Origin of the sequence: Winogradskyella psychrotolerans RS-3 (assembly GCF_000427335.1) — a bacterium.
GTDB lineage: Bacteria > Bacteroidota > Bacteroidia > Flavobacteriales > Flavobacteriaceae > Winogradskyella > Winogradskyella psychrotolerans.
This window is the reverse complement of sequence record NZ_ATMR01000002.1, coordinates 20,495-39,447: the sequence shown is the minus strand read 5'-3', so window position 1 is coordinate 39,447 and position 18,953 is coordinate 20,495. Positions and strand designations below refer to the sequence as shown.

Sequence of the window (18,953 nt, the reverse complement as noted above, 5' to 3'; positions counted from 1 at the left end):
TTCATGATTACGTTTTTTTTTTTTTAACTGTACTAAATGCTTGAAACACTTTTAAAAACTAAAAAAAAATGTGATTTGAATTCCTGTTTTTCTCAGTGAATATCTGAGAGACTCCGCGAATCTTTGTGTAATAACTTTAAACCCTAAGTAATAATTAACAAATGAATCTTCAAACTCAGATACCATTAAAACCACAACAGTATAATCAAATAGATTATAACTCTAAAGTGTTGTTGCTTGGTTCATGCTTTTCTGAAAACATTGGAAATAAGTTTGCATATCATAAATTTCAATCTATAATTAATCCGTTTGGAATTTTATTTCATCCTATAGCGATAGAACATCTAATTACGCGTGCCATAAATAAAGACTATTATTCTGAAGATGACGTATGCTTTCATAACGAACAATGGTTTTGCTTAGATGCACACTCAAAATTAAACAAGGCCTCAAAAGACGAATTGCTAAGTGTTTTAAATTCTCAAATTGATGAGACTCTCGATAATTTAGTTAATGCAAGTCATGTTATAATAACCTTAGGAACAAGTTGGGTTTATAGACATATTGAATCGGATAAAGTTGTTGCTAATTGTCACAAATTACCTCAAAAACAGTTTCTAAAAGAATTAGGTTCTGTCGATACGATTACTGAATCACTTCAAGCAATTATCACATTAATTAAAAGTGTAAATCCCAAAGTAAATCTTCTATTTACAGTATCGCCTGTAAGACATATTAAGGATGGTTTTATTGAAAACACGCAGAGTAAAGCACATTTAATTACAGCAATTCACAATGTTGTTGAACCTAGACAGCAACTTTATTATTTTCCTTCTTATGAAATTATGATGGATGAATTACGGGATTATAGATTTTATAGTTCAGATATGCTTCATCCAAACGATGTTGCAATAAATTATATTTGGGAGAAATTTAAAACAGTTTGGTTATCAGTAGATGCTTTACAAACCTTAGATAAAATTGCAGCCATCCAAACAAAAAAGGAGCATCGTCCTTTTAATTCAAATTCTGAATCACATCAAAAATTTTTATCAAAACTTCACCTAGAAGAGGCAGATATATGTGCAAAATTCCCTCATATATCGTTTTAAATTTAATAGCATAATAATCTTATGCTTTCTGAGGTAGTATTAGAAAGCCGATTGAGTATATAGAGGAAGTTACAAGTAAAAAAAACTCAAATATTATAGGTTAAGTGTTTTTTTGTGATAAAGCTTCTGGGTTAATTTAAAATTTGACTCACTACTCTAAAAAGTATGGTAGTTGGTGCAATGACTAAACTTATATAGAATATATATTTTCCGTGTTTTCTGTCATTCTCAGCATAAGTGTAAATCTTCTGTCCATCTGGTAGGGTTTTTTTAGATGTCCATAAAAAATAACCGATTATTAAGCCTAGAAAACCGCCTAAAAAAGCAAAAAAATAGCCTGCAATAATCCAAGGTTTTTGGTTGCCCTCAGGTTCTGCTAATTGCTTTAAGCGTTCATCTTTTAAAGAATTGAGCAAGTCTTTATCTATAGGTTTTCCTCGTTGTAACAATATTTTTTGGGCAAGGGTATAATCAAAGGCATTCCATTCGTCTGACTTTAATAAAATGTCATAAAGTTCTTCATCTGTAAATTCAAATAAATAATAATCTTTATCTATGGTTTCAATTAAATTCTCAACCTCTTTTTCAAGAATACTTTCAGCTTTTTTAAAGTCGGTTTGTTTAATCCTGACTTCAATCTCATTCTGTAAAGTATTTCCGGTGAAGGTAACATCAACAGAAGGTGCATTGTCGTCAAGTATGGTTTCAATGTTATTTTCGTTCAACAAAGCTTTTAATTCAGAGGCTTGTTCTAAACTCGGGAATTTTCTAAATATCGAATAATTATCTTCCATTTGTTGATTTGTTAAATTGATTAATAATCTAAATTCAATTTATTTATCATCAACCCTAACACTATCTGGCACCAAAACAGTGTAGTCTCCATTATTCCTTATCACATCGCGTACAATAGATGACGAAATAAATGAGGTTTTAGCTGCTGTTAACAAGAATACAGTTTCAATTTTTGATAACTTTCTATTGGTATGTGCTATGGCTTTTTCAAATTCAAAATCAGCAGGATTTCTTAGTCCTCTTAGTATAAATTCGGCATCAATTTCTTTACAGAAATCAATTGTTAAACCTTTGTAGGTTAGTACTTTTACTTTAGGTTCATCTTTAAAGGCGTCTTCAAGAAATGCTTTTCGGTCTTCTAAAGAAAACATGTATTTTTTTTCGGCATTAATACCAATAGCAACCACCACTTCATCGAACAATTTAATACCACGTAATATAATATCGTGGTGACCGTTTGTAATAGGATCAAAGGATCCAGGGAATATTGCTCGTTTCATAAACTTGGTTTTAATGTTTCTGTAATAATTGAAAACATTTATAATTTCAAATATAATTATTATTTATTCAAAGCTTCCTCAATGGCATTTCCAAATAAGTCTTTCAGACTAATGCCAGCTTCTGTAGCTTGCTGAGGTAATATGCTTTCTTTTGTTAAACCAGGAACCGTGTTTACTTCCAATAAATAAGGGTCATCATTTTTAAAAATAAATTCACTTCTAGAAAAGCCTTTCATTTTTAAAGTTTCATATATCTTTTTAGCTTCGGTTCTTACTTTATTCGCATAATTATCAGATATGCGTGCAGGAGTAATTTCTTGTGATTGCCCCAAATATTTTGCTTCATAGTCAAAGAAATCATTATCAGAAACGATTTCTGTAATAGGTAAAACGAGTGTTTCACCTTTATACGAGATAACACCAACAGAAACTTCTACACCATCTAAAAACTGTTCGATAATAATTTCATTATCTTCTTTAAAAGAGTTGTCAATGGCCGTTTGTAAATCTTCTTTTTTATAGACTTTAGAAATTCCAAAACTACTACCAGCTTTATTGGCCTTTACAAAACAAGGGAGTCCAACCTTTGCAACTATGGCGTCTTCATTTATGGTGTCGCCAAAATTGAGATAATAGCTTTCAGCTGTTTTAATACCATAAGGTTTTAAAGTCGCTAACAAATCGCGCTTGTTAAAAGTTAATGCCGCTTGGTACATGGAGCAACTGGTTTGTGGCATTCCTAATAATTCAAAATAGGCCTGCATATAACCATCTTCACCTGGCGAACCATGGATGGTATTAAAAACACAATCGAATTCAATTTTTGTTTCGTTTACTAAACCGAAAAATTATTTTTATCTATCGGAAATTCTTCGTCCAAATCATTAACAAAAACCCATTTATCTTCAAAAATATGAATGCGATACGCATTGTATTTATCATTGTCTAGAGTATCAAAAACGACGTTACCACTCTTAAGGGAGATCTGGTATTCACTAGAATAACCGCCCATTATAATTGCAATATTTTTCTTCATTATTTAATTTAAAAATGTCACAGTGTAAAAGTATCATTTATTTTCAATAATCTAATTCTCTTATTCATACGTATTTTATTTTTGTGTCGTTATTATTTCTTAGTTTTGTCAACAATTATTTTACATATGAGTTTTGTTAAGTTTCTTACGAGTAAAGTGTTTTTTAAACAACTGGCATTAGCCCTTATAGCCCTTGTGGTGATTTGTTTTATAGCCCTAAAATGGTTAAGTGTAACCACTAATCATGGTGAATTTGTAATTGTACCAGATTTAAAAGGAAAATCTTTAGAGACCGTTGGTATCGAATTAAAGGACCATGATTTAGCAATGGAAATACAAGATTCTGCGAATTATAATCCAAAATATCCGAAGTATTCTGTTATTGAACAAAACCCAATTGCAGGATCAGAAGTTAAGGAAAACCGCAAAATATATTTAATATTAAACCCTTCTGGTTACCGTAAAGTTGAAGTGCCAAATATTTTAAAACGTACGTTTAGACAAGCGAAACCTCAATTAGAAGCTCTGGAGTTTGAAATAGGAGACATCACCTATAAAGATGCCATTGGTGAAGGTGTAATTTCTATGTCTCACAAAGGTAAAACATTAAAACCAGGTACATCATTACCCTTAACTTCTAAGATAGACTTGGTATTAGGTAACGGTAAACTATAAATTAAAATAATGCCAAATATTTCTGATATCTCAGACCAAGACGAAAACGAATTATACGAGCATCATGCTTTTAGAGTTGTTGCAGGTCAGCAAGCACTTCGTATCGATAAATACTTAATGAATTTTATTGAAAATGCGACGCGTAATAAAATTCAAGCTGCCGCAAAAGACGGTAGCATTTTTGTGAATAATGTACCCGTTAAGTCCAATTACAAAGTAAAGCCCAACGATTATATTACCGTTAAGTTTGAACACCCTCCTCACGAAAATCTTCTAATTGCTGAAGATATTCCTATCGATGTGGTTTACGAAGACGATGATTTGTTGGTGGTGAATAAACCTGCAGGTATGGTAGTACATCCAGGACACGGTAATTATTCTGGGACTCTAATAAATGCACTTATTTTTCATTTCGAAAATTTGCCTAATAACTCTAGTGAAAGACCAGGTTTGGTTCATAGAATTGATAAAGATACCAGTGGGTTATTAGTAGTCGCAAAGACCGAACTAGCTATGGCTCATCTGTCTAATCAGTTTGCTAAAAAAACGAGTGAGCGCGAATATATTGCCATTGTTTGGGGTAATGTAGAAGATGAGGAAGGTACTATTGAAGGTAATATTGGTCGTCATCCAAAGAACAGATTACAAAATACAGTGTTCTTAGATGATGAAGACGAACAAGGAAAACCAGCCGTAACACATTATAAAGTTCTTGAGCGTTTAGGTTATGTCACTTTAGTAACTTGTAAGCTTGAAACTGGTCGGACACACCAAATTCGTGTCCACATGAAACATATCGGTCACACTTTATTTAACGATGAGCGTTATGGTGGAGAGCGTATTTTAAAAGGGACTACATTTACTAAATATAAGCAGTTTGTAGATAACTGTTTTAAAATTTTGCCACGCCAAGCTTTACATGCTAAAACATTAGGGTTTGTACATCCAACTACAAATGAATTCATGAGATTTGAATCTGAAGTTCCTGATGATATGACACAATGTATCGAGAAATGGAGGCATTATGCCAAGCATGCCAAAGACTAATGTTTTTATAGCGTTTCATTTTTACTAGAAGGTTTAAAATTTTAAACCTTCTAGTAAAAATGACCAGGCTGTCCATTATATCTTTTTATTTGGTAGCTTCGATTTCGCTCAGCTACCAAATAAAAGGATGCCATTTCCATCCTTAACGCTCCTTACAATAAGTGATAGCGTAAAGATTAACTAAAAATGCACCATTTTTATATTGGTGCATTTTTAGTTATAGGTGCTTTATAGCTAAGCTTTATAACACTATCAATATTAGTTTTCACTAATGTTAGAAATTTTTTCATTTACATCGTATTTTTACAATGAGAAAGAAAAATTGTTTAACCTTTAATGAGACACGTGCTTTTATGAGTGTTGATTTAAATTTAAAGAGATACCCACTTTCGTGGGCATTATTATGAAACTAGTATTGTCACCAGCAAAATCGTTAGACTTCGACACTAAACTACCAACTTCTAAAACCACAGAAGGTATTTTTTTAGACGAAGCAGAACGTTTAAATAAAGAGTTAAAAAAGAAGTCTGCAAAGCGTTTATCAGCGCTTATGCACATATCAGATAATTTAGGACAACTGAATTACGAACGCAATCAAGAGTGGGAATTACCCTTTACAAAAGATAATGCACGGCAAGCTATTTACGCGTTTAGCGGAGATGTGTACAGAGGATTAGATGCGTATACGATTGATACCGAAAAGTTAGATAAAGTAGAAGATACCGTTCGGATTCTTTCAGGGTTATATGGTGTATTAAAACCCTTAGATTTAATGCAGCCCTACCGACTAGAAATGGGAACAAAAATGCCAGTTGGTAAAAATAAAAACCTATATGAATTTTGGCAAAAGAAAGTGACAAAGGCTTTAAATGAGGAGTTAGACGACGACGAAATTTTCCTGAATTTAGCAAGTCAAGAGTATTTTAAAGCCATAGATACAAAAGCCTTAAAAGTGCCTGTTATAAATGTGGCATTTAAAGAGTTTAAAAATGATAAATATAAAATCATAGCCATCTTTGCAAAATTAGCTAGAGGTTTAATGGCGAGATATATTATTGATACCAACGCAAAAACCTTAGATGATATTAAGGGATTTAATTACGATAATTACGGATTTAGTGAAGCCTTATCTTCAGAAAATGAATTGGTTTTTACGAGATAAAATAGACTTATATTCGCTTAAATTTTAATTATGTATTACTTACTTATAATTGTTCAAGTATTTTGCTTGTATCATGCTTATAAAAATCGCAAGCCCTATTATTGGTATTTTCTAATATTCTTTATTCCTGCGATTGGTTCTTTAATTTACATTATTACTCAGATCTATAATAAGAGTGATGCAGAAAAAATTCAAGAAGAAATCACTACGGTTCTTAATCCAACCAAAAAATAAAAGACTTAGAAAAGAAGTTAGAGTTTGTTGATACGTACACTAACAGAATTGAATTGGCTGATGCTTATTTTATAAATAAAGATATTCCTAATGCTATTGTTAATTATAAGAAAACATTAGAAGATACCGTTCAAGATGATTTATATGCACGGCAGAATTTGATGTTGTGTTATTTTCAATTTAAGGATTATAACGCCGTCATTGAACAGGCAGAATTTATAAAAGATAAATCGGAATTTAAAGGTTCAAAACAGCAATTTTGTTATGGTTTAGCTTTAAACGAATTGGGTAAACCCGATGAAGCTGAAGCACAATTAAAACAAATAGACAGACCGTATTCTAATTATGCAGAACGTTTAGAGCTGGCAAAATTTTATGTAGAAAACAATAGAACTTCCGAAGGAAAGGAACTGTTAAATGAGATTTCTACTGAATCGAAACGTTTAACAAAACCAAACAGAAAACTTTACGGAGCAACCATTGTTGAGGTTGAGCGTATGTTGGCTGCGCTTTAGTTACCACACTGATTTGCTGAAACTCTAATTTTGTCATATAGAGTATCTTCGTTCGTATATTGCTTTTACACTGTAGTAAGTCATTATTCCCTCTAGCTTTTTTATACTTTTTAGACTGGTTGCTTTTGTTAGTATGTGCGAAATCAGTAATCACTTGAGTCTTTTTTCTTTTAGATGGAAAATTAGAAAGTTTAATTTAATATATTCGCTTTTTGCAATATTGATAACAATCTTTATTCTTTTAAAGATATTTTTTTACTCAATTATTAGAATGTATGGTTTTTAGTTCCTTACTGTTTGTTTTTGTTTTTTACCCTTTGTTTTATTACTAAATAAATTGCTACCAGCCAGTTGGAGAAATTATTTTCTGTTAATTGTCAGTTTAACGTTTTATGCTATTGGTGAAGAAGAACTAGTGTTGGTAATGATTGGTTCTATCATTGTGAATTATATCGCAGGTATATTAATTAATCGTTATAGACACTCTAAAAGTGGTAAATTTTACTTGGGTTTAGCCATATGTTTAAATTTAGGAACGCTAATTTATTTTAAATACACTAATTTCATTTTTGATCAATTTGCTTTTAAAATTGAGAATATCCATCTTCCAATCGGAATATCATTTTTTACATTTCAAAGTATATCCTATTTAGTTGATGTCTATCGCGTCCCTAGTTTATATCAAAAGAATCCTTTTAAACTTGGTTTGTATATATCTTTATTTCCACAACTTATCGCAGGTCCTATAGTTAGGTATGCTGATATTGCTAAAGAAATTTCATCGCGAACAGAAAGTGCAGAACTTTTTAAATCGGGAGTACTTCGTTTTGTTACTGGGTTAGCAAAAAAATTGCTGATAGCTAATACCTTAGCTTCAATTGCAGATACTGCTTTTTATATGCCGGCGGAGGAGCTGCCATTAAGTATGGCATGGTTGGGTATTATTTGTTATACGCTTCAAATTTACTTCGATTTTTCAGGTTATTCAGACATGGCTATTGGTTTAGGTAGGATGTTTGGATTTCGTTTTCTAGAAAACTTTAATTACCCTTATATTTCTAAAAGTATACAAGAATTTTGGAGAAGATGGCACATATCACTTTCTTCCTGGTTCAGAGATTATGTGTATATACCTTTAGGTGGTAATAGATTAGGTGAAAGAAGAACGTATTTAAACCTTATCGGAGTGTTTCTTCTAACAGGTATTTGGCATGGCGCAAGTTGGAATTTTATAGTTTGGGGTTTATGGCATGGAGCTTTTATTTTGATTGAAAAATCGAGTAACTTCCCCATTAGTAATGCAGCTTTAAAGTCCGTATTAAGTAGGGTTTATCTACTTTTAGTAGTAATGATAGGTTGGGTGTTTTTTAGAGCAGAAGACTTAAGTTATGCGCTTGTATATATTAAACATTTAATATGGTATTCTTCTGAGAATACAAATTACTATGCTTTGTATCATGTAAATGCAAAATCTATTTTAGTTTTAATTTTAGCGATCATTATTTCTACACCTGTAAAAAGAATAATTCTTAGAAAACTAGATACTAATACTTTCTTTGTAAATTATAAAGCATTTGTTTTACCATTTTATGTTGGTGTTTTAATGATATTGTGCACCATTGAGATGGCGTCTAATTCATTTAATCCTTTTATTTATTTTAGATTTTAATGAAAAGTAAATCATTTATTAAATTTTGTCTTTGGGTCATAGCATCAATTTTGATTTATCAAATCTTGTTGAGTACTGTTGCTCTGCTCTTTTCTTCTCAAATTACATCTGTAAAAGTTTATACTAACAGAAACACTAAAGGAGGGATTAATTTATATTCTTTTGATCGTAAAGAGGTAAAAGAGGATGTTACAGTACTTAGTCAATTGCATGATTCAACAGATAATTTTTATAACTTTGAGTTGCCAAAGAAATTTAAAAATGATAGAATAAGTCTTCATTTTGTAAATGATAAACAAAGAACTGCAGAGATTTTTGATATTCATTTGGTGAGTCCATATTTTGATTTCAAAATTCAAAGAAAAAATCTTCCTGATTTCCTGCTAGAAGCTTCTCCTTGTTTAATTGTAGATGGCGCTTATGTATTCCAAAAAAGCGAGGGTAATGTTATCGTTCTTGATTTTTTACCATTCTCAGATATTATAAAAGAAAACATTAGGTATAAAACATTAGGTCTATTAATACTTGTTTTAAGTATTTTAATTGTCTTTTTGGTTAAATATTTTAAAGTATTTGATAAAATAACTAAAAATAATGAGTCATCTGCATTATCTGTTAATGGGGTTTTTATTTTAATTCTCTTTACACCAATGGTTATCTTTTTTATGCATTGGGATAATGAAGAGACGTCTGAAAATAGAAAATTAAACTCAATAGAAGATATTAGATCATACATGGATGTAATGTTTCCTTTCAAATCTTCGTTGGTTTATATGAATAGTTTTATTAATGATAAAGTATTTTTAGGACCTAATAATACGAAGCAGGTTGCTGTCGGTGATGATGACTATTTATTTAAGTATTCGGAAGGCTCAGATTTAGCATTGTATAATCTCAGAAGAAAATATTTATCAAAAAACCTATTAGATACTATAGAGGACCGCATAATTGATCATCAAAATTATTCTAAATCAAAAGGGATTGAATATTTGAGAGTCTACTATCCCGGCAAATATGACATTTATCCAGATAAATTACCTTTTGCGCTTCGTTCTGCAATAAAAGATACCATTTCTAGAAAAGAACAGATAGCTAAGCGATTATTTGAACAAGGAATTAACATCATAGATTTTGAGAAAACTTTAGAAAAAAAGAGTTATAAAACAATCTATAGAAAAAAAGATACTCATTGGAATAATTTGGGAGGGTTTTTTTGCATATCAACATGTTATGCAAAGTTTATTTGATAGGACTAATGTAGAAGCTTATGCTCCAACAAAACTCGATGATTATACTTTGATATATGAATTAATTACTTCTGGTGATATTATCGCTAAGTTAGCGGATTATCCTTATGATATTACAGATATGGGACCTGTTCTTTACCCTAAATTTCCTTACGAATTTAAGAAAGAGACAAATGATAAAAGATTACCATATAATTCCATGAAAATCACTAATTCTAAATCAAAAAGTGATAAAACAGTTTTAATATTTAGTGACTCATTTGTTCTATCGCAGCGATTATTTTACGCGATGAATTTTCGTACTGTGTATCACTTAAGGGATCAGGCTTTTAATAAGGACTTAATAGAATTGCTTAAACCTGATGTAATTATTGAAGGTTATTCAGAAATGACTCATAATAATTTAATATATTGATATTAAATTAGAGGTAGTCTCAGAATATTCTTAGTATATCTTTTATTAAATTTTAAACTCTACTGAGTCGAAACGTTTAACAAAACCAATAAGAAAACTTTACGGAGCAATTATTGTTAAGCTTGAGGGTATGTTGGCTTCGCTTTAGTTTACCTTCAAAGTGTTGCATGGAATTTATTTGGTTGTCGTCAATGACATTTTGATATAAAGTGCTTTAAACACTTCTGTTTTTAAACGAAGTTGATAAAATTTATAAATACCTGTTTTCGGGGATGAATACAAGTTCTACTATCCCTAAATTTGCGCATGTTTATTAAGCCCCAAAACATTTTTGTTTTTCTCTTTTTGTGCTATACTTCAATTTGTATGGCGCAAACAACTCCTGTAGTTGAAAGTGAAGACAAAAAAGTAGATCAGCTTTTTTACTATTTTAATAATGGTTCTGAAACCAAAGCATATCGGGAAGCTCATAAATCTTTGCGCACTTTTAAATCTAATAACGCCATAACCAATACCAATTTATTATTGGCTTACTACCATAATAGATATGTTGCTATAGATTCTTCTATTTATTACACTCATCAAGCACTAAATAGTAAAAAGAATGTTAACGACTCTTTAGGCGTTAGACTAACCATATTATCTTACCAATTATTGGCTTTAAATAATAAAAACAAAGGCTTATATCAAGAAAGTAAAAAGTGGCATATCAAAGGAGCTGAACTCAGTGAAAAACATAATGAAACAAACCTATATTATACACATTTACACGGGTTAGCAAGTACATATGTTACTCTCGGTAAAACGGAAGAGGCCTTAGAGCTTTTTGAAAAATGTATTAAGTTTTCTAATGATGAAGAACTTATTTTGGGGAGTTACATCAATTTAGGTTCTATTTATTCGTCGCTTTCCCAATACGAAACATCTAATACATATTTACAGAAAGCAAAAGCTATTTGCGAAAAGGATACTCATAAAAAACAAGCCTTAGTAAATGTTATTATTAATATAGGTGATAATTATTTAGGTAAAGGAGAAACAGATAAAGCACTTTTGGCTTTCTACGAAGCAAAAGATATAAGCAATGACACTAGATCTTATAATTTAGAACTCATCATTTTAGGTAAAATAGGTACTTTGCTATTTAATGAAGAAAGAAATAATGAAGCCCTTTTAATTTTTTCTAATACCTTAATTAAATCTGTCAATTTGGGTAATTTAGATATTGAGATGAATAGCTATCTTATGTTAGAAAAACTCTCACTTCGAAAAGGGGATCATCGCAGTGCATATAACTATGGAAAATACTATTACCAGATAAAAGATTCTATTGAGAATTCGCAAAGGCAACAAGAGATTAACAATTTAGAAGTTAAATTTAAAACGCTTGAAAAAGAGAAAACGATAAAAGTCTTACAGATAGAAAATCTTAATAAGAGCTTAAATATTAAGAACAAGGATGCAGATATAGAAAAGTATAAACTTCAAAAAGCTATAATTGCAAAACAAAATGAAAATCAGGTTTTGCAACTACAAAATGGTGTTGAAAAACGTAAAAACGAAATTGCATTACTTAAAGAAAAAGAAGCTTTAAAAGCAGTAGAGCTAGATAGAGAGAAGACCATTAAATATATTGTTCTTGTGGCGTTTTTTATTCTATTAATTCCTATTGTTGGACTTTTAGTCATCTACTATCAAAAATTACAAGCACAGAGTTTACTTAATCTAAAAGAGAAAGAAATTAACGAGCAGCAAGTCATTTCATTAAAAAAAGATCAAGAATTAAAGTTAATTAAAGCATCTGTTAGAGGTCAAGATCAAGAGCGAAAAAAAATCGCTCAAGAAATGCACGATAGTGTTGGTGGTAATTTGGCGGCTATAAAATTACAATTCAGTCAGCTTTATAATCAGCCAGATAAATTAAAATTAATCTATAGTCAGTTAGATGATACTTATGAACAAGTACGAAATTTATCACATAACTTGTTGCCTAAAAAAATTAGAGAGAACGATTTTGTTTTCTAGTTAAAGAATACATCCATACGGTTGAAGACGCTAGTGAGATCACCATTAACCTTTCGTTTTACGATGAGGAAAAAATCAATACACTAAGTAAGATTTTACAAAATGAATTGTTTTCAATTTTTCAGGAATTAACAACCAATACTCTTAAGTACGCAAAAGCAAATACCATAGATATACAGTTAGATGTGTTAAATGAATGTCTGTTTTTTGTTTATGAAGATGATGGTATTGGGTTTGATTTATCAATGATTACATTAGGCATAGGTTTAACAAATATAAAGAATAGGGTAGAAAATTATAACGGTATATTGCATATCGATTCTAAACCCAACAGAGGCACCAATATTAATATAGAAATTCCATTAAAAGCATAAATAAATGAAGCATAACCTCATTATAGCAGACGATCACAAAATGTTTTTAGATGGTTTATTAAGTATTCTAAATTCAGAAAGTAGTTACAATATTTTATATACCGCAAAGCATGGTGGCCATGTTCAAAAATATATTTCTATAAATACGGAAGAAAAAATAGACCTTGTAATTACTGATGTTACAATGCCAGAAGTGGATGGTATTACTTTAAATAAGTGGATAAAGAACACCGATAGAAATATAAAGACATTGGTGGTTAGTATGCACAACACACCAGAAATTATCGATAGTCTTATTGAAAATAATGTGGATGGGTATCTTCAGAAAAATGCACAAAAGGAAGAATTCTTAAAAGCTATAGAAACCATTTTAGGAGGAGAGAAATATTTCTCTAAGGAAATTAAAGATATCTACCTTCAAAATAAATTTGAAAAGAATAAAGAAAAGGAAATCAAACTCACCAAACGAGAAGTAGAAGTCATCTCACTTATTGCAGAAGAGTTTACTACTCAAGAAATCGCGGATCAGCTGTTTTTAAGTAAGCATACGATTGAAAGCTACCGAAAGAATCTGATTACTAAGCTAAATGTTAGAAACCTCGCTGGACTTACAAAATACGCTATTAAAAAAGGCTATGTGTCTTCATAAGATAGCTATAGTATCATTAATTTTATACAAAGGTTCTATATTATAATGGAGCATTTTTTTATTTCCTAAGTATAAGACCTTTAAAGCCTCAGTAAACTACATTCTTAACTAGTTTTTATATGAAATGCGATTTTATCTAAAAAACACAAATTCAAAGCATAAATAATGTGTTGGTATTTAGTTAGTTGTGAGTCATCACCCTGTTTACAGGGTGATATTTTTCACTTAAAACGGGGTTAAAACAAGGTAGCTATTGGTATAAATTTGCATAAGAAAATAAGAAACATTATAAAAAACTAAACGTGTTTCTATTACAAAACCAAACAAATTTTAACCATTAAAACAAAATTATGACTTTCGGAATTACACTTATTTTATTAAGTATCATCGCAGTACCATCTTTATTATTATCAAAAAAACCTAACGCAAAAGAATTGTTAGAAAAAATAGAACCTTACCAAGGTTGGATCGGACTTATTTTATGTTTTTATGGAGTTTGGGGTATTATTTTTTCCATTTTAAACTTAGGTTGGTTGACAACATTCCCTATATGGTGGGCAACATTATTAGCAGGAAGTATCGTACAAGCTGTTCTAGGATTTATGTTAGGATTTAGCCTTATTAACAAATACGTTTTATCTAAAAAATGATGCCGCAAAAGAGAAAGCTATCGTTCTTAGAGAGAAACTAGCTCCAAAACAAGGCAAGCTTGGTATTGTAGGGTTGTTTGTTGGTGGTTGGATGATCGTTGCTTCAATCCTTTTCTTTTAACCAATTCTTTTAAAATTTTAAAATCAAATTTATACATGAAAAAAATTATCTTTTTAATGGCATTGTTATTTACAGTGCCATTAATAGCCCAAGAACATAAAAACACAATTACTGTAGTTGGTGAAACAGAAACAATAGTTGATGACGATAGTTATATAGTTCTAATCGGATTGCAACAGGTGCTTGTTTATGAAGGACAAGGTGAAGTAGAAGTAACCTCTTTAGATGAAGTTAAAAAGAATTACATCAAAAAATTAGAAGCTTCAGGAATCGAATTTAGCCAGTTTACTAGAAATACATACTATGAGTTTGCCATGTCGTATTCACAAAACAGAGAGTCGGAATATTACCACTTTAAAACATCAAATAAGGAAGATGTTCGAAAATTATCAAAGTTAAAGTCCGCAGGAATGTCTGTTGTTAATACAGAGGTAGAAGCTAAGAAATTAACCAACGAACAGTTAGTCGATCTTTCAAAAAAAGCAATAGATAATGCCAAAGAAAGAGCAAATGCTTTAGCTAAAGAAATGAATAAAACTATTGGTGAAATTATTTCTATTGTCGATCAAAATTCAAGTGCACAGTACATTCAAAGTTATGGGACTTCAACGTTACAAAGTCATGCCGTAACCGTCTCTTTTGAATTAAAATAATAAAATAACGAATGTCTTTAAATAATCAAAATCACTTAAAAATTATGAAAATTAAATTAGTAGCATTATCAGTATTTGCTTTCAGTTGTGTGTTTAACGCAGAAGCTCAAAAATTAAAAAAGTTTGGAAGTTCAGTTGAGAAAAAAGTGGGTCCAAAAACAATAAAAGTACCATACACAGATGTGATATCGTATTTAGGATATGCCTCTGCAGGAAATGAAGATGAAATCGTAGATGGTAAAAAATTCTACTACATTTATTTATGGGTTCCTGCTGTAGCACCAGAACTTGGAGTAAGAATGCTATCTCCTGTTGCTAAAACAAAAGTTAAAGATGCCATAACATCTGAGGAGTACACAGAAAATGCATCTTCAAGCGATTATTTTGATACTTATATTACTTTAGAGCGTTCTACTATTTTTACAAAAGAAGGTGTTACCGAAGAGGCTGCTAAAAGCGCTACTTGGACAACCCTTGCTAGTAATGATGATAATAGCGAAATGCCTAAACAACCTAGTGGAAGCAGCTACAATTCTTTATTAAGATATAAGAGTGAAGTGGGAAGCCCTACAAAAGCTTTAACTGCTGGTTTGTATCGTATTGGTTTTACAACTTACAAAACAGGAGAAGTTAAAGGAACATTTTTAGCCGAAGTTGCAGCGCCAATTAAATTACCAGGTGTTGTAATGGCTAAAACTATTGAAGACCTTAAAAAAGAACTATAACAGAAGAATAGATATTCGTATTTTAATGAAACACCTCTTTATAAAAATAAAGAGGTTTTTTTGTTTTAGTACTCGCTGATTTTTAATCCTCAGTTCCCCAAGGAGCATCTGGCGTTTCAATAGTTTTAGTTAAATCAAAACGAACCGTAAACAAACGATCCGTACCTAAACGACGTAGGTTATAAGTCAGGCTTGTTTCATCTATTGTAAACCACCAAATGTTGGTTGAGGCCGCAGGTAATATTTTTGCCGTATGAGCATCGGCAGGAAACATTTGTAAATTAGCCAAACCTTGATTTGCACTTGTGCCTCCATATTGGGTTAAATCTTCTTCCGAACCATCTTCATGTCTATGGTCGTGCTTTAATCGTATTATTTTTTCGTCATTCATATGTAAAACCCAAGTACGCGATTTGTTCTCACCTACAAAAAACGGAACTCTAATATCATTAGTGTCGCAAGAACGTACATGCATTACTAATTTTTCACCTGTAAAGCCGTCACCTTCTTTGCCTCCTTCTGTAATTTCGCCTTCATAAGCGTTACCACAATGTGCTTCGAGTTGTTCCCAAAATTTTTCTGAATTGGTTTGTTCTTGTGCTAAGAGTGTTAGTGGTAATACGAGTAAAAGAAAGAGTAGTGTTTTCATAATTAAATTTTATTAATGGGTATTTCTCTAACAGCTAATATACATGAATTCTTCAAGTTAAATAATTTTCTAAAAACCATGAAAGTGTCATGGGAATCTAATGATTTAGCATTTTAAAGTTTGATAAAGAGCGCTTAACAAGATTTGTTTATTTCATTTACGTTAAACAATGGCGAGAATAAGTCAATCTAATGCGTCATAAGTCTTAAATTAGAGAAAAATTAAATCATGAAAAAGACGCTTCAAATCGGAAATATAATAGCTCTAATTTTAACCATATTTATCAACTATCTTTCTAATACAGGACTCTTAAATAATACCACTATTGGTGAAGTATCTAATAGTTATAGATCTCTGTTTACGCCTGCAGGTTATACGTTTGCCATTTGGGGACTAATTTATTTATTCCTAATTGGGTTTGCAGTTTATCAAGGTCGAAGCTTATTTAAAAACGTAAAAAATGACGCTGTTGTACTGAGAACAGGATGGTGGTTTATGCTCTCGTGTTTATTTAATTCGCTTTGGGTATTTGCTTGGATTTATGAATATACAGCCGTGTCTTGTATTTTTATTTTCTTATTACTGTTTTCATTATTAAAGATTGTAGTTAACAACAGAATGGAATTAGATGACGAGCCATTACCCATTATTGCTTTTGTTTGGTGGCCTTTTGTGATGTATTCGGGTTGGGTAACTGTGGCCAGTATTGCTAATGTTTCAACGTATTTAGTAAAAATTGGTTGGGATGGTTTTGGGTTATCTGATGTCACTTGGACTATTATCTTAATTGTAATTGCAGTGGTCATCAATGTATTGGTAACTTGGAAACGTAATATGAGAGAGTTTGCGCTTGTAGGTGCTTGGGCATTAATTGGTATTGGAAATGCTAATAAACTTAATAACGAAACATTGATGTACATGGCTTTTGTGAGTGCAAGTGTATTAATAATTAGTAGTGCTATTCATGCTTTTAAAAAACCGTGGCACTAGTCCGTTAACTAAGTTACAAGAACGTAAGAATTCATAGTGTTAAGAATATAATAAGCATTTTTTTAGAGTCAGGCTTAAAATAGCTGTAACTTTGCACCAAATTAAAGGAGTGACCTAAATAAATAGAGTTTGCTTCATAAACACTATTTATGTCATTTAAATCTTTGGGCCTATCTGAGCCTTTACTTAAAGCTATCCAGAAAAAAGGATACGAAATACCTTCACCAATTCAAGCAAAAGCCATTCCTCCAGTATTAGAAGGAAAAGACGTTTTAGCATCTGCACAAACCGGAACAGGAAAAACAGCAGGTTTTACATTACCGCTGCTTCACTTATTATCTAATGGGCCTGAGCAAAGGCACAGACCAATTAGAGCCTTAATATTAACTCCAACACGTGAGTTAGCGGCGCAAGTTTACGCCAATGTTAAAGAGTACAGTGAGTTTCTAAACATTAGAAGTACTGTTATTTTTGGAGGAGTCAATCAAAAACCTCAAGTTAATAAATTGAGTCAAGGAGTCGATGTTTTGGTTGCAACACCGGGACGTTTAATCGATTTAGAAAACCAAGGAGTTTTATCTTTAAATAAGGTAGAAATATTTGTTTTAGACGAAGCCGATCGTATGTTAGATATGGGTTTTTTACGCGATATAGAACGCGTTATGAAGCTTATGCCAGCTAAACGTCAGAACCTTATGTTCTCTGCAACATTTTCTAAAGATATTAAGAAATTAGCATATTCAATTCTTAATAATCCTATTCAAGTTGAAGCCACACCAGAAAATACAGCTGTTGAGGTTATTCAACAAAAGGTTTACAGAGTTGCTAAAGGCAAGAAAACAGAATTAATTATTAAATTGATTACAGAAGGGAATTGGAAACAAGTTTTAGTTTTTAATAGAACTAAGCATGGAGCTAATAAACTTTGTAAGAATATGATTAGTGCTGGTATTACAGCCGCTGCTATACATGGTAATAAAAGTCAAGGAGCAAGAACAAAAGCATTAGCCGGATTCAAAAATGGATCGGTTAGAGTTTTAGTCGCTACAGATATTGCAGCAAGAGGTTTAGATATACCATTATTGCCACATGTTATTAATTTTGAATTGCCTAATATTTCTGAAGACTACGTTCACAGAATTGGTAGAACAGGTAGAGCAGGAGCTAGTGGAGAAGCTATTTCTTTAGTAAGTGCAGATGAAACGACTTTTTTACGCGACATTGAGAAGTTGATTGATATGAAGATTGAAGTTGAAATCCTCGAAGGTTTCGAACCAGATCCTAATGCTTCAACAGAACCGATAAAACCAGGTCAGAATAGAAATCAAGTACGAGGAAGAGGTTCTAATAATAAAAATTCGGGAAACTCAGGGAAGTCTAAAAGCACAAGTTCAGACCGAAATAAAAGTAGAAGTCGTAACAGAAACAACGATAGTAGACGTTAAGCTATGACTTCAGCTTTAAAGGATAAAATCATAGCGGTTTGCGATAAAAAGATTGCCCAAAAAGGTACTAATGTTGGTATTTCATTTTATGCATTCTTTAAAAATAAAATGACAATCCAGAATTATTAATGGAAGCTGCAATTTGGTGGATTAAAACCCATCAGTTAGATCATTTTGAAAAAGCGGTTAAGATTAAGGAATTGGTGCAAGACTAATTAATTCTGTTGTCATTCCTGCGAAGGCAGGAATCCACTTAAGTATTAAA

21 protein-coding genes and 2 pseudogenes are annotated in these 18,953 nt (G+C 31.4%); 19 read left to right on the top strand and 4 right to left on the bottom strand.

The features are described 5' to 3' along the window. The first annotated feature begins 161 nt into the window (after positions 1-161). Entirely contained in the window at positions 162-1,112 is a 951-nt protein-coding gene (locus tag ADIWIN_RS00205) for a GSCFA domain-containing protein (RefSeq protein ID WP_020896529.1), read from the top strand. Positions 1,113-1,243: 131 nt separating this feature from the next. On the opposite strand, the gene ADIWIN_RS00200 is transcribed toward ADIWIN_RS00205, so the two are convergent. The 3 genes and pseudogenes from ADIWIN_RS00200 to ADIWIN_RS00190 all read right to left on the bottom strand — a co-directional run bounded on the left by ADIWIN_RS00200 (position 1,244) and on the right by ADIWIN_RS00190 (position 3,443). After that, complete coding sequence (locus ADIWIN_RS00200; RefSeq protein WP_020896528.1) at positions 1,244-1,906, bottom strand: hypothetical protein; 663 nt, start codon at positions 1,904-1,906, stop codon at positions 1,244-1,246. A 39-nt stretch (positions 1,907-1,945) separates the two neighbouring features. Beyond that, complete coding sequence (coaD, locus tag ADIWIN_RS00195) at positions 1,946-2,407, bottom strand: pantetheine-phosphate adenylyltransferase (RefSeq protein ID WP_020896527.1); 462 nt, start codon at positions 2,405-2,407, stop codon at positions 1,946-1,948. Positions 2,408-2,466: 59 nt separating this feature from the next. After that, a pseudogene (locus tag ADIWIN_RS00190) lies at positions 2,467-3,443 on the bottom strand (D-alanine--D-alanine ligase). A gap of 126 nt (positions 3,444-3,569) precedes the next feature. Here ADIWIN_RS00190 and ADIWIN_RS00185 point away from each other — a divergent pair. The 14 genes from ADIWIN_RS00185 (at position 3,570) to ADIWIN_RS00120 (ending at position 15,604) form a co-directional block, all read left to right on the top strand. Further along, positions 3,570-4,118 (top strand): PASTA domain-containing protein, encoded by a 549-nt coding sequence (locus ADIWIN_RS00185; RefSeq protein WP_020896524.1) that lies wholly within the window; start codon positions 3,570-3,572, stop codon positions 4,116-4,118. A 9-nt stretch (positions 4,119-4,127) separates the two neighbouring features. Beyond that, positions 4,128-5,165, top strand: coding sequence for an RluA family pseudouridine synthase (locus ADIWIN_RS00180; protein WP_020896523.1), 1,038 nt, complete (start codon positions 4,128-4,130; stop codon positions 5,163-5,165). 403 nt (positions 5,166-5,568) lie between these two features. Further along, entirely contained in the window at positions 5,569-6,327 is a 759-nt protein-coding gene (gene yaaA / locus ADIWIN_RS00175) for a peroxide stress protein YaaA (protein ID WP_040756043.1), read from the top strand. A gap of 30 nt (positions 6,328-6,357) precedes the next feature. Next, positions 6,358-6,561 carry a hypothetical protein gene (locus tag ADIWIN_RS00170; RefSeq protein WP_020896521.1) on the top strand — a complete coding sequence of 68 codons (204 nt, stop codon included), beginning with the start codon at positions 6,358-6,360 and terminating at the stop codon, positions 6,559-6,561. Positions 6,562-6,614: 53 nt separating this feature from the next. Beyond that, positions 6,615-7,076: a hypothetical protein gene (locus ADIWIN_RS00165; protein WP_020896520.1), complete on the top strand. Its 462-nt coding sequence runs from the start codon at positions 6,615-6,617 to the stop codon at positions 7,074-7,076. A gap of 337 nt (positions 7,077-7,413) precedes the next feature. Beyond that, entirely contained in the window at positions 7,414-8,745 is a 1,332-nt protein-coding gene (locus tag ADIWIN_RS00160; RefSeq protein ID WP_020896519.1) for an MBOAT family O-acyltransferase, read from the top strand. After that, complete coding sequence (locus ADIWIN_RS00155; RefSeq protein WP_020896518.1) at positions 8,745-9,992, top strand: alginate O-acetyltransferase AlgX-related protein; 1,248 nt, start codon at positions 8,745-8,747, stop codon at positions 9,990-9,992. The genes ADIWIN_RS00160 and ADIWIN_RS00155 overlap by 1 nt, the downstream gene beginning before the upstream one ends. Continuing rightward, the gene (locus ADIWIN_RS00150; RefSeq protein WP_020896517.1) at positions 9,976-10,407 is read left to right on the top strand and encodes an alginate O-acetyltransferase AlgX-related protein; all 432 of its coding nucleotides are present in this window, start codon (positions 9,976-9,978) and stop codon (positions 10,405-10,407) included. The genes ADIWIN_RS00155 and ADIWIN_RS00150 overlap by 17 nt, the downstream gene beginning before the upstream one ends. Before the next feature lie 366 nt (positions 10,408-10,773). After that, on the top strand, positions 10,774-12,432 hold the full coding sequence (locus ADIWIN_RS00145) for a tetratricopeptide repeat protein (protein ID WP_020896516.1): 1,659 nt from the start codon (positions 10,774-10,776) through the stop codon (positions 12,430-12,432). 107 nt (positions 12,433-12,539) lie between these two features. Continuing rightward, the gene (locus tag ADIWIN_RS00140) at positions 12,540-12,806 is read left to right on the top strand and encodes a sensor histidine kinase (protein WP_020896515.1); all 267 of its coding nucleotides are present in this window, start codon (positions 12,540-12,542) and stop codon (positions 12,804-12,806) included. Positions 12,807-12,810: 4 nt separating this feature from the next. Then, a complete protein-coding gene (locus ADIWIN_RS00135; RefSeq protein ID WP_020896514.1) occupies positions 12,811-13,455 on the top strand; it encodes a response regulator transcription factor in 645 nt (214 codons plus the stop codon). A gap of 350 nt (positions 13,456-13,805) precedes the next feature. Then, positions 13,806-14,105 (top strand): hypothetical protein, encoded by a 300-nt coding sequence (locus ADIWIN_RS00130; RefSeq protein WP_020896513.1) that lies wholly within the window; start codon positions 13,806-13,808, stop codon positions 14,103-14,105. 156 nt (positions 14,106-14,261) lie between these two features. Then, positions 14,262-14,879 carry an SIMPL domain-containing protein gene (locus tag ADIWIN_RS00125; protein WP_020896512.1) on the top strand — a complete coding sequence of 206 codons (618 nt, stop codon included), beginning with the start codon at positions 14,262-14,264 and terminating at the stop codon, positions 14,877-14,879. Positions 14,880-14,923: 44 nt separating this feature from the next. Then, positions 14,924-15,604 carry a Lipl32 family lipoprotein gene (locus tag ADIWIN_RS00120; RefSeq protein WP_020896511.1) on the top strand — a complete coding sequence of 227 codons (681 nt, stop codon included), beginning with the start codon at positions 14,924-14,926 and terminating at the stop codon, positions 15,602-15,604. Positions 15,605-15,686: 82 nt separating this feature from the next. On the opposite strand, the gene ADIWIN_RS00115 is transcribed toward ADIWIN_RS00120, so the two are convergent. Next, positions 15,687-16,253, bottom strand: coding sequence for a hypothetical protein (locus ADIWIN_RS00115; RefSeq protein WP_020896510.1), 567 nt, complete (start codon positions 16,251-16,253; stop codon positions 15,687-15,689). A gap of 228 nt (positions 16,254-16,481) precedes the next feature. Here ADIWIN_RS00115 and ADIWIN_RS00110 point away from each other — a divergent pair, with 228 nt between their 5' ends. From ADIWIN_RS00110 to ADIWIN_RS20995, 4 genes and pseudogenes are all read left to right on the top strand, one after another. Further along, positions 16,482-17,243: a TspO-related membrane protein gene (locus ADIWIN_RS00110; protein ID WP_020896509.1), complete on the top strand. Its 762-nt coding sequence runs from the start codon at positions 16,482-16,484 to the stop codon at positions 17,241-17,243. Between the two features lie 149 nt (positions 17,244-17,392). Continuing rightward, on the top strand, positions 17,393-18,688 hold the full coding sequence (locus ADIWIN_RS00105) for a DEAD/DEAH box helicase (RefSeq protein WP_020896508.1): 1,296 nt from the start codon (positions 17,393-17,395) through the stop codon (positions 18,686-18,688). 3 nt (positions 18,689-18,691) lie between these two features. Further along, positions 18,692-18,817, top strand: a complete 126-nt coding sequence (locus tag ADIWIN_RS21000; RefSeq protein ID WP_020896507.1) for a DUF6500 family protein — start codon at positions 18,692-18,694, stop codon at positions 18,815-18,817. After that, positions 18,797-18,903, top strand: a pseudogene (locus ADIWIN_RS20995) (DUF6500 family protein); the annotation flags it as partial. The gene ADIWIN_RS21000 and the pseudogene ADIWIN_RS20995, both read left to right, overlap by 21 nt. Positions 18,904-18,953: the final 50 nt, after the last annotated feature.